Annotated in this window: 12 protein-coding genes; 1 reads left to right on the forward strand and 11 read right to left on the reverse strand. The window is 73.5% G+C overall.

Annotated elements, in window-relative coordinates; translation table 11 throughout:
• Positions 1 to 157: 157 nt before the first annotated feature.
• The 7 genes from SM418_RS35495 to SM418_RS35525 form a co-directional block, all read right to left on the reverse strand.
• Positions 158 to 832, reverse strand: a complete 675-nt coding sequence (locus tag SM418_RS35495) for a response regulator (RefSeq protein WP_371946029.1) — start codon at positions 830 to 832, stop codon at positions 158 to 160.
• A gap of 33 nt (positions 833 to 865) precedes the next feature.
• Complete coding sequence (locus SM418_RS35500; RefSeq protein ID WP_371946028.1) at positions 866 to 2,440, reverse strand: sensor histidine kinase; 1,575 nt, start codon at positions 2,438 to 2,440, stop codon at positions 866 to 868.
• Between the two features lie 378 nt (positions 2,441 to 2,818).
• Positions 2,819 to 3,811: a cation diffusion facilitator family transporter gene (locus SM418_RS35505; protein ID WP_371946027.1), complete on the reverse strand. Its 993-nt coding sequence runs from the start codon at positions 3,809 to 3,811 to the stop codon at positions 2,819 to 2,821.
• Positions 3,812 to 4,951, reverse strand: coding sequence for an SIS domain-containing protein (locus SM418_RS35510; RefSeq protein WP_371946026.1), 1,140 nt, complete (start codon positions 4,949 to 4,951; stop codon positions 3,812 to 3,814).
• A gap of 56 nt (positions 4,952 to 5,007) precedes the next feature.
• Positions 5,008 to 5,190, reverse strand: coding sequence for a Trm112 family protein (locus SM418_RS35515; RefSeq protein ID WP_138636623.1), 183 nt, complete (start codon positions 5,188 to 5,190; stop codon positions 5,008 to 5,010).
• A 45-nt stretch (positions 5,191 to 5,235) separates the two neighbouring features.
• Positions 5,236 to 6,591: a phosphomannomutase/phosphoglucomutase gene (locus SM418_RS35520; protein WP_371946025.1), complete on the reverse strand. Its 1,356-nt coding sequence runs from the start codon at positions 6,589 to 6,591 to the stop codon at positions 5,236 to 5,238.
• A 120-nt stretch (positions 6,592 to 6,711) separates the two neighbouring features.
• Positions 6,712 to 7,092 (reverse strand): DUF3499 domain-containing protein, encoded by a 381-nt coding sequence (locus SM418_RS35525; protein WP_371946024.1) that lies wholly within the window; start codon positions 7,090 to 7,092, stop codon positions 6,712 to 6,714.
• Positions 7,093 to 7,283: 191 nt separating this feature from the next.
• On the opposite strand from SM418_RS35525, the gene SM418_RS35530 reads away from it, so the two are divergent.
• Positions 7,284 to 7,712, forward strand: coding sequence for a metallopeptidase family protein (locus SM418_RS35530; RefSeq protein ID WP_371946023.1), 429 nt, complete (start codon positions 7,284 to 7,286; stop codon positions 7,710 to 7,712).
• On the opposite strand, the gene SM418_RS35535 is transcribed toward SM418_RS35530, so the two are convergent.
• The 4 genes from SM418_RS35535 to SM418_RS35550 all read right to left on the reverse strand — a co-directional run bounded on the left by SM418_RS35535 (position 7,709) and on the right by SM418_RS35550 (position 14,049).
• Positions 7,709 to 9,154 (reverse strand): DUF5719 family protein, encoded by a 1,446-nt coding sequence (locus SM418_RS35535; RefSeq protein ID WP_371946022.1) that lies wholly within the window; start codon positions 9,152 to 9,154, stop codon positions 7,709 to 7,711. The two genes, SM418_RS35530 and SM418_RS35535, sit on opposite strands and share 4 nt — an antisense overlap.
• A gap of 3 nt (positions 9,155 to 9,157) precedes the next feature.
• Positions 9,158 to 12,490, reverse strand: coding sequence for a glycosyltransferase (locus SM418_RS35540; protein WP_371966148.1), 3,333 nt, complete (start codon positions 12,488 to 12,490; stop codon positions 9,158 to 9,160).
• A gap of 132 nt (positions 12,491 to 12,622) precedes the next feature.
• On the reverse strand, positions 12,623 to 12,892 hold the full coding sequence (locus tag SM418_RS35545; RefSeq protein ID WP_371946020.1) for a WhiB family transcriptional regulator: 270 nt from the start codon (positions 12,890 to 12,892) through the stop codon (positions 12,623 to 12,625).
• A gap of 233 nt (positions 12,893 to 13,125) precedes the next feature.
• Entirely contained in the window at positions 13,126 to 14,049 is a 924-nt protein-coding gene (locus SM418_RS35550) for a hypothetical protein (protein WP_371946019.1), read from the reverse strand.
• Positions 14,050 to 14,279: the final 230 nt, after the last annotated feature.

Raw genomic sequence — 14,279 nt, forward strand, 5'->3', positions numbered from 1 at the left:
GACCTCGACGAGATCGCCCGCCAGCTCAACGGACGCCCCCGCCACACCCTGAACTGGAAAACCCCAGCCCAAACACTCAACGAGTACCTCGTTGCAACAGCCGCTTGACATCGCCGCGTCGGAAGCAACAACACGCCGCAGGTCAACGACACCGGGGCTAGCTCGCGGCGCCCTCGCCCGGAACCACCACGCCCGACTCGTAGGCCAGCATCACGGCCTGCGCGCGGTCGCGCAGGCCGAGCTTGGTGAAAACGCGGGCCACGTGCGTCTTCACCGTGTGCTCGCTGACGACGAGGCGCTGCGCGATCTCCCCGTTCGACAGCCCGCCCGCGATCAGCACGAGGACCTCGTTCTCCCGGGCGGTCAGCGTCGCCAGCTCCGCCGGGGCCTGCGGACGGTTCCGGCGCTGCCTGGTGAACTCGCGGATCAGCCGCCCGGTGACCTGCGGGGCGAGCAGCGAGTCGCCGCGCGCCACCACCCGGACCGCCGAGACCAGCTCCTCGGCGGTCGCGTCCTTCAGCAGGAAGCCGCTGGCGCCGACCGCGAGCGCCTCGTAGACGTACTCGTCCACGTCGAACGTCGTCAGGACCAGCACCCGGACGCCCTCCGCGCCGGGGAGGGCGAGGATGCGGCGGGTGGCCTCGATGCCGTCCATGCCGGGCATCCGGATGTCCATCACGACGACGTCGGGACGGGTCCGCTCGGCGATCCGGACGGCCTCGCGACCGTCGCCGGCCTCGCCGACGACGGTGATGTCGTCCTGCGCGGCGAGCAGGGCGGCGAACCCGGCCCGCACGATCGTCTGGTCGTCGACGATCAGCACGTTGATCACGGTCGCCGCCCCGCGGGCCGGGCGGCGACGGGATCAGGGGTGATGCCCGGGGGGCGCCTGCGAAGCGTGTCCACGGGTGGAATTCCCCTCTCTCGTCAGCGGAAGCTCGGCCTCCACCAGGAACCCGCCCTCCGCGGCCGGCCCGGCGGAGAACCGCCCGCCCAGCATGGTCGCACGTTCCCGCATCCCGACGAGGCCGTGTCCGCCACCGGTCTGCGATGGCTCCAGCCGGGTGCGCCCGTCCACGGAGGTCGGGCCGGCGGGATCCAGTACCGCGGTACGGGGATGAGCGGCGTCCCGGTTCAGCACCTGCGTCGGCGCCGACGCGCCGTCGTCGCTGACGCGGACCGCCAGCCGGTCCGGCAGGAACATCAGGTCGACGCGGACGCCGGCGCCGGGCGCGTGCCGCCGCGCGTTCGTCAGCGCCTCCTGGACGATCCGGTACGCCGACAGCTCGACCGTCGTCGACAGCGCACGCGGGTCGCCGTGGACGGCGAGGTCGACGTGCCCGCCGGCGCCACGGTGCTGCTCGATCAGGTCGGGCAGCCGGTCCAGGCGCGGCTGCGGGGAGTTCGCCGCGTCCGGCTCGGGCTTGGCGTCGGCGCGCAGCACGCTGAGCAGCCGCCGCATCTCCACCAGCGCGTCCCGGGCCGTCTTGGCGATCTCGGTGTAGCCGGCGCGGGCCTCGGGCGACAGGTTCTCCATCGTGTACGGGGCGGTCTCCGCCTGCACCGCGATCATGGAGACGGAGTGCGCGACGACGTCGTGCAGCTCGCGGGCGATGCGGGCCCGTTCCCGCATGACGGCCTGCTCCCGCTGGACGGCGGTCAGCCGGGTGAGGGTCTCGTTGGTGCGCTCGGCGGCCTCGGCCTCCGTCCGCCCGGCGGACTCGACGACGCGCCGCGCGTCCCCGAGCCCGATGGCGGCGAGGACGGCGACGATCGGCGCCGGCCACGGGATCTCGTCGAGCGTCCCGGCTGCGAGGTAGACGACCGCGATCGTGGCGACGCTGCCGACCGCGAGGACGCCGGTCGACTGGCGGGGCAGCTGCCGCCCCAGCGCGTACAGCGTGTAGAGCGCGGCGAAGCCCGTGGTGACGAGGAGGATCTGCCCCGTGAGCAGGCTCGCCGCGACCGCGCTGAGCACGACGGCCGCGACCGGGCGCAGGTTCTCCCGCCGCCAGACGAGCGGGAGCGTCGCCGCGACCGCGAACCCGCCGGCGAGACTGAGCGGCGAGTCGACCCGCGGCGCCAGCTCGGCCAGCGCGGCGATCGTGAGCGCCAGCCCGGTGAGCGGGGCGAAGTACCAGGACCCGACGACCTCCCGCCAGGTGTTGATCCACCGGGGCAGCGGCGCCGTCGGGCCGGGAGCGCCGGGCGGGACGCCCGGCGCGCCGGGGGCCGGGCGCCGGCCCGCGCCGCCGGTCAGCCGCGCGCCGAGCCGCGCCGCGAGCGGACGCAGCAGGGTGCCGACACCGGTGAGGATCCACAGCAGCAGCTGCCCGACGCCCGCCACGATCCGGCCGGACAGCCGCCACGCGTGGTGCGCGACGGCTGGGCCGAACCCCGCGGGGTCGGGTCCGGTCCGGGCCTTGTCATCGGATGTCACTCCCCAATAGTGACCTCTGTGGCGTGCCGCCACCTCACCGCGCGGATGTATTGGGAGGACGCGTGTCCACCTGGAGTACCACGCCGGTTCCCTCCTTGAGGGGGACGTACCGGAGAGCCCCGCACACGTAATGTCTTAACCGTGACCGCGACGGTGGCCGTCGCCGACGTAGGGGGTTCGGCGGGGGCGCCGCGGGTCACACCAGAACCGCCCGGTTTCAGGGGTCCGGGCGGGGAGGCATGGGAAGCACCTCGCCGGACGGCCGCCGTCCGCCTCCACGGAGGCATCCGCCGGTCTCGCCTGGGCTGGGGTACGGCCGGCACCGCGGCGGCCGTTCGGCGAGGGGTCCCATGTTCCCCGAGAGTCCGCGTCAGGACGTCAGGACGACGCCGACGCCTCCGGTGCGGCCCCCGTGCTCGCCTCCGCGGCCTCCGTGCTCGCCCCGGCCGTCCCCAGGCGGGACGCCTCGTCCAGCGCCGGCTCCAGGTAGATCAGCTTCGCCACCGGGAACTGCGCCCTGACCTTCGCCTCGGCGGCGTCGATGCACCGCGCCACGTCGGCGGCCGTGTCGTCGTGGTAGACGGCGATCTTCGCGGCGATCAGCAGCGCGTCCGGGCCCATGTACTCGGTCCTGATGTGGATCATCCGGGCGACCTTGTCCACCGACTCCAGCGCCTCGACGATCTGCCGCTCGGTGGCGGGGTCGACGCCCTCGCCGATCAGCAGGCTCTTGGTCTCGATCGCCAGGATCGTCGCGACCGCGCCGAGCAGCACGCCGATCGCGACGGTGCCGACGCCGTCCCAGACGCCGTCGCCGGTGGCCACGGCCATCGAGACGCCGCCCAGCGCGAGGAGCAGGCCGACGAGGGCGGCGAGGTCCTCCAGCAGGACGACCGGCAGCTCGGGGGCCTTGGCGCGGCGGATGAACGACCACCAGGACTGCTCGCCCCGGACCTGGTTCGACTCCTTGATCGCGGTCCGGAAGGAGAACATCTCCAGCACGATCGCGATGATCAGCACCGCGAACGCCCAGATCGGGGACTTGACCTCCTCCGGGTGGGAGATCTTGTGGTAGCCCTCGTACAGCGAGAACGCCGAACCGACGGTGAACAGGACGACCGCAACGACGAACGCGTAGAAGTAGCGCTCGCGGCCGTAGCCGAAGGGGTGCTCCGGCGTCCGGTCGCGCTCGGACCGTTTGCGGCCGAGCAGCAGCAGCCCCTGGTTCCCCGAGTCGGCCACCGAGTGGATCGACTCCGCCAGCATCGACGACGAACCGGTGAACGCGAACGCGACGGCCTTGGACGCGGCGATCCCGAGGTTGGCGGCCAGCGCGGCGACGATGGCCTTGGTTCCACCCTCAGCACTCATCTAGGTAATCCTCGCTTTGAGCTCGTCAATGGCAGGCACCGGCGTCGGATCCACGCCCAGCGCGATAGCCAAGTAAACCGTGACATAGTCCGCCAGGGCGATCAGGGTCGCGATTCTTTCCAGCGGGTGCTCGCCCTCGGCGCGGACCTCGGTGACCGCCACGCCCCGGTCGCGCGCCATCGCGGCGGACGCCTCGCACCGCCTGCGCACCTCGGGATGTTCCTCCACGTCCCGCACGAGGACGAGGTGGAGGCCGTGCTCGGGGTCCTCGGCGCGGTCGCGGAAGAAGTCATCGGGGTCGGACGGGGAGCCGCCGCGCGCGAAGACGCCGTCGAACGCCATCAGCTGGTTGTGACCGGCCTCCGGCACCTCGCCGAAGACCGCCGGGTACTTCGCGTTCTCGTTGAGCTGGCAGCACAACCGGTACGCCGCCGCCCCCGCCACCGCGGACGAGCCCCACACCAGCGGCACGTCGCCGGCGAGGTCGAGCGCGATCCGCTTGGCCGGGTTGACGAACGGCTCGCTGGACGGACGGCACCGGTGCGCGACGTCCTCCAGCAGCGCGGCCGTGGACTCCAGCACCGCGTCGGGGACGTCCGCCAGGCGCAGTGCGCGCGCGGCGAGGAGCACCGGGATCGTGAGGCCCCACAGCGTCGAACGCGGCTGGCCCGCCGACCGCACCGGGACGAAGACGCCGCGGCTCCGGGCGGCCAGGTCGGCGAGCGGCGACTCCGCCGCGCCGACGAACATCAGCCTGCAGCCCCGCCGGGCCGCCTCCGCGGCGACCTCCAGGGTCTCCTCGGTGGTCCCCGAGCACGACACCGCGATCACGAGGTCGGCGGCGCCCACCCAGCCGGGCAGCCGGTGGCCGCGCACCGTGAACACCGGGACCGCGCAGCCCGCGCCGCACACCGCCGCGAGCACGTCGCCCGCGACGCCGGAGCCGCCCATACCGGCGACCACGACCGCGCGCGGCCGGCCGTCCCCGGCCAGCGCCGCGACGCCCGCCTCGGCCGCCGCCCGCTGCGCCTCCCGCACCTGCGCCGCCGACGAGGCGACCTGCCGCAGCATCCCACCGGGATCCGCCGCCTCGGCCGCCTCCGCGTCCTCCAGCCGCGAAGGGTCCGCGCCCGCGGTCACGGCCGCGGCTCCGCCCGGCGGCCCGGGGCGCTCTCAGGCATCGGCTTCCCCCGCGCTCACGGGGCGGGGGTCCTCGCCTCGTCGACGAGCAGGACGGGGATGTCGTCGCGGACGGGGTAGGCGTAGCCGCACGAGCCGGTGCACACCAACTCGTCCGCGCCCTCGTCGGCACGGAGGTCGCCGCCGCAGTTCGGGCAGGCGAGGATCTCCAGCAGCCAGGAGTCCAGCTTCATCGTCATGGCAGCGTCACTTCTCCCTACAGTCGGTCTTCCCTGACCCGGTCGTCACTTCTCCCTGACCAGGGCCAGGACCTCGTCGCGGATCGCCGCCATCGTCGCCTCGTCGCCCGCCTCCGCGTTGAGGCGCAGCAGCGGCTCGGTGTTGGAGGGCCGCAGGTTGAACCACCAGCCGGCGGACTCGTCGGCCACGGTGAGGCCGTCCAGCTCGTCGATCTCGACGCCGGGCCGTCCGGCGAAGGCCTCCTCGACCTTCGCGGCGGCGGCGCCCTGGTCGGCGACCTCGCTGTTGATCTCGCCGGACGCGGCGTAGCGGGTGTACTCGCGCAGGAGCCCCGACAGCGGCCCGTCCTGCTCGCCGAGGGCCGCGAGGACGTGCAGCGCCGCCAGCATGCCGGAGTCGGCGAACCAGAAGTCGCGGAAGTAGAAGTGCGCCGAGTGCTCGCCGCCGAACACCGCGCCCGTCTCCGCCATCGTCTGCTTGATGAACGAGTGCCCGACGCGGGTGCGGACCGGCGTCCCGCCGTGCTCGGCCACGATCTCCGGGACGGCCTTGGACGTGATCAGGTTGTGCACGATCGAGGAGCCCGGGTGCTTGGCCAGCTCCCGCGTCGCGACCAGCGCGGTGATCGCGGACGGGGAGACGATCTCGCCGCGCTCGTCCACCACGAAGCAGCGGTCGGCGTCGCCGTCGAACGCGAGCCCGATGTCGGCGCCGGTCTCGCGGACCTTGGCCTGCAGGTCGCGCAGGTTCTCCGGCTCGATCGGGTTGGCCTCGTGGTTGGGGAAGGTGCCGTCCAGCTCGAAGTACATCGGCACGAGGTCGATCGGCAGGCCCTCGAACACCGACGGAACGGTGTGCCCGCCCATGCCGTTGCCGGCGTCCACGACGACCTTCAGCGGGCGGATCGACGACAGGTCGACCAGCGTCTTCAGGTGCTCGGCGTAGCCCTTGAGGACGTCCCGCCGGGACACGGTGCCCGGTTCGCCGTCGTAGCCGGGGACGCCGTCCTCGATCATCTCGCGGATCTCGCCGAGGCCGGTGTCGCGGCCGACCGGGCGGGCGCCGGCGCGGCACAGCTTCAGCCCGTTGTACCTGGCGGGGTTGTGGCTCGCGGTGAACATCGCGCCGGGCAGGTCGAGGCTGCCGCTGGCGTAGTAGAGCAGGTCGGTGGAGCCGAGCCCGGCCTCGATCACGTCCGCGCCCTGGGACGTGGCGCCCCGCGCGAACGCCTCGGCCAGGGGGACCGACGACTCGCGCATGTCGTGCGCGGTGACGACCGCGCGCGCCCCGGTCACCCGGACGAACGCCGCCCCGGCCGCCTCGGCGATCGCGGGGTCGAGCTCGTCCGGGACGACGCCGCGGATGTCGTACGCCTTGAAGATCCTGCCGAGGTCGCCCACTCCTGCTCCCTGTCCGAATGAACCCGTTCCCGCAAGTTCGCGTGCCCGGGGAAACCGGGTTCTTGAGCCTACCGGGAAGGCCGGAGGCGACCGGACGCGACGCCGCCGCGACGCTGGGCGCTATTCCTGGCCGGGTTGGGTCGCCGCGGGCTCGGAGCGCAGCACCCGGAGGTGACCGCGGCGCCCGACTTCCGTACCCTGCCCGACAGGCTCATGGCCCACTCCGGGTGCGGGCCTGGCGGCCTCCCGGACGGCGTCGGCGAGGGCCTCCAGGTCGTCCGCGCTGGGCTCGGTCTCCTCCTCGACGGGGAGCCGCACGAGTTCCCACCCCATCGGGGCGGTCAGCCGCTCGGAGTGCTCCGCGCACAGGTCGTAGCAGTGCGGCTCCGCGTACGTGGCGAGCGGCCCCAGGACCGCGGTGGAGTCGCGGTAGACGTACGTGAGCGTGAACACTGCGGGCGCCTTGCAGGCGGTGCGGGAGCAGGTGCGGACGGGGCTCACGATGGCTGACCGTACCTCCCTCCCACCGGGCTCCGCCACCACCCCGGCACCCGTGTCGCCGTTACCGGGCGATTTCCGAGGTAAGAACTACATTCCGTACGTCTCCGAACTCTCACCGTGCGGAATCTGGCGGGTGCGCGGTCTCGCGCTCCGCCACGGGGCGCGGGGATCCACGGAGGTAGGCTGGACGCGTGCGATCCCGTGTGGCAGGCGCACGGCGCCGCGATCGGCACGGTCGTGGCCTCCGTGGTCCTCTGACGCCCCCGCAGGCGCCGGTCTCGCGGACCCGCGCGGAGCGGTTCGACGACCTCGTCGACGACGAGGTGCGGCGGCTGGTCCAGCGCTGGGGCCGGGAACTGGCCGGGGTGGAGTTCGCCGTCGGCGAGGTGCCGGACGTCGGACCGCCCTTCGACGGGCCCGTGCCGCTCGGCCAGACCTTCCCCGCGGTGGGCCGCCGGCCGGTGCGCATCGTGGTCTTCCGCCGTCCCGTCGAGGCCCGCGCCTCCGGCGAGGCCGAACTCTCCCGCCTGGTCCGCGACCTGCTGGTCGAGGAGGTCGCCGATCTCCTCGGCCTGTCCCCCGATTCCGTCGACCCGAGCTACGACTTCCCCGACGACTAACCGGGGATCAGGGCGGTCTGGGAGTCGGCCGTGTCCGGGAGGTGGACGGTCGTCGGGGCGGGGACGATCGGCAGGACGGTGAACAGGTAGCCGTCGCCCTTGCCCTTGGCGAGAGTGCGGGACGCGTAGACGGGCGCCGAGCCGGGCTTCAGGGTGATGACGGCGCCGTAGGCCGTGCCGCCTTCCGCGTTCTGTCCGGGCGCGGTCAGCTTGCTCTCGACGGTGCGTCCGGCCGGGATGTCGATCTCCTGCGGCTCGCTCCGGCCCGCCGCGTTGACGGTCGTGACCTGCACGCTCGCCGCGCCGGACGGGGCGGTGAGGACGAGCGAGGAGTCGAAGCGGTTGTCGGCGACGACACCCGGGCCGGAGGCGGCGAGCGGCGCCGTGGCCGTGCCGTAGGCGACGTCGGCGCCGCGGGACGCGGCGAAGCCCGCGAGGATGGGCCGGTCGGCGACCAGCCGGACGGCGGCGGCCTTGCCCGAGAGCGCGCCGGTGAGGGGAACGGACGTCACGGTCTTGGCGGGGGCGTCCAGGACGTCCTGTCCCTGCGGGGCGAACGCGCCGCCCGACGTGATCACCTGGACCTTGATGCGGGCGTCTGCCTCGCCCGGGACCGAGACCAGCAGGCGGCGCTGCCCGGAGCCGCCAGGCACCCCCGGGACGAGGACGGACGTCGCGGGCTCGCGCGACTGCGGCAGCCACTCGATGCCCTTCTTCTCGCCGATGCGGACGCGCAGCGACGCGGCGACGCGGCCGCTGGTGGTCTGCACGCGCAGGGCGAGGTCGGCGGCGCTCCGCACGATGTCGCCGAGGCCCTCCGCGGAGTCGCCGATCTTCACGACCCTGGTGGTGTAGGGCGCGACGGGGGTGGCGCGTCCCTCGGGGGTGTCGAGGGGGCCTTCGCCGGACAGCGCGCTGAGGTTCACCGACGCCGGCTGCCCGTCGACGTTGGTCAGGTAGAGGTCGAGTTCGTCGGCGGAGACCGGCCCGGGGCCCATGAACCACAGGTCGGTGCCGGGGGTGGCGCAGCGGGCGCCGGCGAGGCCGCGATCGGCGCCGCCGCTCCAGTGGGTGGTCTGCTCGGCCTCCAGCCCGGCGGCGATGCCGCCGGTGGCCCGGAGGGTGTAGGAGTCCTCGCCGGACTTGGTGTCCTTCTCCCATCCCTTGCCGGACTCGGTCGTGGACGCGAGCGGGGATCCGCCCTTCGTCGGCGTCATGTCGACGCGTCCGCCTCCCTTCTGCGAGGTGGACTGGACGGCCAGCCGACCGCCTTCGTGCCCTGGGCAGACCATCACGGCGTGGGTGAGGGGCGCCGCACGGCCCTTCTCGGACGCCTCGCCAGGACGGGACAGCGTCGCGGCCCCGTAGAGGGCGGCGACGGCGACGAGCATGAGCGCGGCGGTGGCGTAGCGCATGCCGAGGAAGCGCAGAACCTTGTCCATGGGTCAGGACACCTCCTCGGGGCTCGGTTCCTTCACCGGCTCTTGGGACGCCTCGTGTTGGCGGCGGGCAACGTTCGCGCGGCGTCGTCCGCGTTGGCCGCGCTGCCCGCGTTTACCGCCTCGTCCGCCTCGCCGTCCGCGACGGCGACGCTCCCGGTCACTGACGAACATGAGGTTGTCGGCCTGGGCGCCTGGCAAGGCCAGGACAACCACGAGCAAGACGGCGATGCCCTGGATGACGACCCATGTGTGCCGCATCTTCATCGACCGTGTCAGGTTGAACTCGCCTCCCGCGGGAGGGAGGTCGTAGCCCTGCGCCCAGCCGTCCACCGTGTGCTCTTTGAGGTCGCGGCCGTTCAGGGTGCCCTGCCACCCACCGTCGGCGGGTTCGGCCAAGAGCAGGGTGCGCTTGCCGGTACCTGGCGGGATCTGCACGTGGGCATTGATACGGCCCGCCGCCAGCGGCGTGATCGTGGAGCCTTGCAGAAGCAGCATCCGGGCGGACGTCGGCTGGAGCCGCCACACGGCGAACGTCCCGGTGCGGCTGAGGCGGGTCAGCTCAGGCGACGCGTCCAAGACCTTGGTGACCGGGTCCGTCTTGGGGTGCGGCACTAGAAGGTACTGGACGCCCATCCGGGTCAGGGCCGGCCCGTCGTCACCCTCGCGTCCTGCGGCCAGGCCGGCGACGAGGTCGTCCAAGCGTTCATCGGCATCGCCGCCTACCGTGACCTCTGATTCGCCCAGCCTCGGAGGCGCGTCCCGAAGGATGGTGTAGGAGATCCGTCCGGTGGGCTCTCTGTGCAGGACGAGGGTCCTCGGCCCGCCCGGCATCTGGAGAAAGAGGGGAACGGTGTCGGGGTCGACCTTGCCCAGCGGCCCGGCCGCGCCGCCGACCACCCAGAACCCGGCGGACAGGACGGGCGCGGTCAGCGCGGCGAGCAGCACGGCCGCCCCGCCGGTCCGGTAGATCACGTGCTTGCCCGCGAGGGCCTCGGCGGCGCGCTGGACGACCGCGGTCGCGGCGAGCAGCACCCCCGCACCGGCGAAGACCAGGGCCACGCCCGGCCAGACCGGCGCCGTGTCCGCGCCCTTGCCGACGGTGGCCGCGCCGGTCAGCACGGCGGCGAGCAGCCCGAACACCGCGAGCAGCCAGCCCGCCAGCACCCGGCCCCGGCGGGCGCGCAGCGGCAGTGCCAGCACCGCGGCCGCCAGCAGGCCCCCGAGCGCCCACCGCGCGGGCGTGCCGGGCCCGCCCGGGTCGAGCACCAGCAGGTCGGCCGCGGCGGCGGGCTCGAACCGCCGGTGCAGGCCCGCCTCGGTGAGGAGCCGGGACGGGTGCAACAGGAGGCCGACGGTCCACGGGAGCATCAGCAGCGGCGGCACGCCGAGCGCGATGAGGAGGTTGCGGCGGCCCTGCCGGGGGGACGGCCGGTCGAGCAGCGCCCACACCATCCCGGCCGTCAGCAGGGCGATGAGCCAGACGAGCGGGACGAACGCGATCGCGACGGCGAGCAGCAGCGCGACCGTCCAGGCGGCCCGTCCCGCGCGCTTGCGCCGCGTCACGGCGTCGAACCGGGCGGCCTCCGAACGCGGCAGCCCGTAGACGCGGGCCGCGTACAGGCCGATGAGCGGGAGCAGGACGAGGACGACGGCGGTGCCGAGCCGTCCGCCCGCGACGGCACCGGTCGCGGCGGGCAGCAGCGCGTACACGGCGGCGAACCACGCGCGGACGGCGGAGACCGGGACGCGGCGGCCGGCGGCGCGGGCGCGGCGGCCCGCCGCCGGCGACTCGGTGATCAGCAGCCGGGACGCCCGGTAGGCGGTGAGGCCGGCGAGCGGCACGCTGCCGAGCAGCAGGACCGACACGGCCAGCCACGGCTTGCCGAACAGCACCGACGACAGCGCCGCGAGGACGCCGACGTGGGGCGGGCTTCCCGCGTCGGTGCCGAGCCCGACCGGGTGCCAGCCGGACAGGTACTGCTCCCACAGGTCGCTCGCGCCGCCCCACGCCGGGACGAGCGCGCCGCCGCCGAGCCGTCCCGCCGCGGTGAGCAGCGAGCGTTCGGCGGCGACCGCGACGGCGGTCAGCGCGAGGACGAGCAGGACGCCGGGGCGGGCGAGGAACCGGCGGATCGGTCCCGGCTCGTCCGCCGTGATGTCGTTCTCCTGCTCCTCTCGTTCGCGTTCCCGTTCATGGGCGGCCAGATACTCCGAGACCGCCTCGACGGCCCGGCGCAGCACGAGCCAGCGCGGCTGGAAGCGCCGGACGCTGCGGTGCACGCGGGTCCGGCCGTCCGCGCGGGCGGCCCGCGCCCGCCGCAGCCTGCCGGGGTCGCGCAGGACGTCGGCGAGCGCGGCCAGCTCCTCGCGGGCCGCGGCCGGCCGCTTCGTGACCAGCAGGACGAGGGCGTGCACGAGCGACGCCCAGACGTTGCGGACGGCGGCGCGCAGCATGGCTGGCAGCGGCTGGTTGGCGAGCAGCGTGAACAGGGCGTTGCGGCGGTCGCGGCGGGCCGGATGCTCGGCCGTCATCCCGATCTCGCGGAGCCCGCGCCGGGACGCCTCCGCGTGGTGGACGACGGCGTCGGTCGCCGTGACGACCCGCTGGCCGGAGGCGTGCACCCGCCAGCAGAAGTCGAGGTCGTCGCGGAAGATCCCGTACTCGACGTCGAAGCCGCCGAGCCGCTCCCACACGTCCCGGCGGACCAGCATCCCGGCGCTGCCGACGGCGAGGACGTCCCGGACGCCGTCGTGCTGGCCCTGGTCGAACTCGTCGCGGTCGAAGCCGCGCTCGCGGCGTCCGACGGCGTCCACGGTGACGCCGACCTCGCGCAGGACGCGCCGGTCGTCCCAGTCGCGGACCTTCGGGCCGAGCACCGCCACGTTCGGGTCGGTGCCCGCCGTGCGCAGCAGCTGGGCGAGCGCGTCGTGGGCGGGCGCGGAGTCGTCGTGCAGCAGCCAGATCCACTCGGTTCTGGGGTTCCCGGGATCGTCGTCGGGGACGGGGGCGGACGCGGCGTCCTGCCGGAGCGCCTCCGCGATCGCCTCCCCGTAGCCGGTGGTGCGCGGCAGCGCGAGGACCTTGCCCTCGCCGACGACCTCGGCCAGCACGGCGGGCCCGCGATCGCGGCTTCCGGTGTCCACGGTCACCAGGCGCTGGACGGGACGCGCCTGCGTCAGCAGCGCCTTCAGCGTCTCGGGAAGCCAGCGCGCACCGTCGTGCGCGACGAGGACCGCCGTGACGACATGGCGATCGAGAGTGGGGGCCAATGATCGCTCGATCTGTGGGACGACAGGGGGCGTGGCGGAAAAGTCCAGCACGGAAAAGTCCAGCACGGAAAAGTACAGCAGCCGCGCCGACACCGGGCCGGCACGGCTGCTTACTGTACGCGTGGCCGCGCGGGGCACGCTCCGGATCCGCCGAGATCCGGGCGCGGCCGGAAGTCCCGGCGTACCGCTCCGGCCGTTCTAAACGGCCTCGCGCTTCAGCTTGCGCCGTTCCCGCTCGGAGAGTCCCCCCCAGATGCCGAAACGTTCATCGTGCTGCAGCGCGTACTCCAGGCACTCCGTACGCACCTCGCATGCCCGGCACACCTTCTTGGCCTCGCGAGTGGAGCCGCCCTTCTCCGGAAAGAACGCCTCCGGGTCCGTCTGCGCGCACAGGGCGCGCTCCTGCCAGCCCAACTCTTCGCCGTCGCCGTCTGTGCCGTGCGCCAGCGGGATGACCACCTCGCTCACAGCGCACCTCCCTGCCCGTGGAACCCCCTGGTCAATGCCTTCCCTCCGGTTCCTTCCCCCGAGAAGGCATTGAAACTACACGGACGAAATTACACGCGTGTAGCGACGGTCCCGTCAAGCCGGAGAGCTTTCCTGGGCGACAAAACGGGTTATGCCGGGATGGGCACCCTGACCTTTGACTGAAGATCAGTTAATCGGGCGGTCACCGCCGGACTTGGATCACTGCGGCGGCATCACTGCGGCGGCGAGGGACGGTTGTCCCGGTACCAGTCGCCGCCCTGCTCCCCGCCGCCCTGCGGCGGCGCGGGCTGCGTGCCCTGCGGGCCCTGGTCCTGGCCGGAGCCGCCGTAGGCCCGCGTCCACTCGCCCATGTCCTCGTCGGCGGCCGGCTGCTGCCCCTGCTGCTGGCCCGCCTGGTAGCCGCCGCTCTGGGCGCCGTACTGCTGCTGGTAGTCCTGCTGCCCGTACTGCTGCTGAGGCTGGCCGTACTGCTGCTGACCGTACTGCTGCTGGCCCTGCTGGCCCTGCTGTCCTTCGGCGCCGGCCTGCTGGCCGTACTGCTGGTACTGCTGCTGCTCGTAGCCCTGCCCGCCGTACTGCTGCTGCTCGTAGCCCTGCTGGCCGTACTGCTGCTGTTGCCCGTACTGCTGCTGGCCCTGCTGCCCCTGCTGGTACCCGAAGTCGGGGTAGCCCTGCTGCCCCTGCTGCTGCGGACGGGCAGGCTGCATCCCCTGGAACACGGTGAAGACGAACCATCCGCCCACACCCACGACCGCGAGCTTCCCGGCGCCCTCCAGGAACACGGAGAGCTTCATCGAGGCCGAGATGTACTGGGAGTCGGCGAGCATCCCGCAGAGCCACGAGAGGACCCCGAACAGGGCGATCCCGCCGAGGACGCCGAGCGCCCCCATGGTGATCGTCCGTGCCTGCGGCGTCCGGGTGTCACCCCACGTCACCAGGAGCACCGCGAGAACGAGGAGCCCGACGAGCGCGATCTGCAGGAACGTCCCGCCCCGGGTCTCCTCCAGCGCGCGGCCGGTGAACGAACCGCCGCCGCCCAGAAGGGAGATGAGGCCCGCGAGCAAGTGCAGACCCGCCGCGGCGAGCAGTACCCAGGCGGCCGGTTCGCGCAGGCGCTGGACGGCTTCCTTGTTCACGGTGAATTCTCCAGACCGAGGCAACCTAATTACGCGACAAAGCTTTGCACAGTCTCGTGTGGGGGGGCGACCCCCCACACCCCCCGTCAACGAGCCGGCCGATCCTCACGCCACTGTTGCGGTGTGTGCGGCCGTGCGGGTTCACGCGTGGCGCTGCGGTCGTCCGGCTCGGCGGGCATGCCCGCTGCGCTCGCTGGCGCTCGCTCCGCGTGCCTGCCCGTGTTCCGGTG

It is taken from the genome of Actinomadura chokoriensis (genome assembly GCF_041463665.1).
Taxonomy (GTDB): domain Bacteria; phylum Actinomycetota; class Actinomycetes; order Streptosporangiales; family Streptosporangiaceae; genus Spirillospora; species Spirillospora chokoriensis_A.

Bases quoted from the DNA above. Each gene is read 5' to 3' on its own strand.
- SM418_RS35505 (WP_371946027.1), bottom strand. From the start codon at position 3,811: ATGAGTGCTGAGGGTGGAACCAAGGCCATCGTCGCCGCGCTGGCCGCC.
- SM418_RS35535 (WP_371946022.1), bottom strand. From the start codon at position 9,154: ATGGACAAGGTTCTGCGCTTCCTCGGCATGCGCTACGCCACCGCCGCG.
- SM418_RS35515 (WP_138636623.1), bottom strand. From the start codon at position 5,190: ATGACGATGAAGCTGGACTCCTGGCTGCTGGAGATCCTCGCCTGCCCG.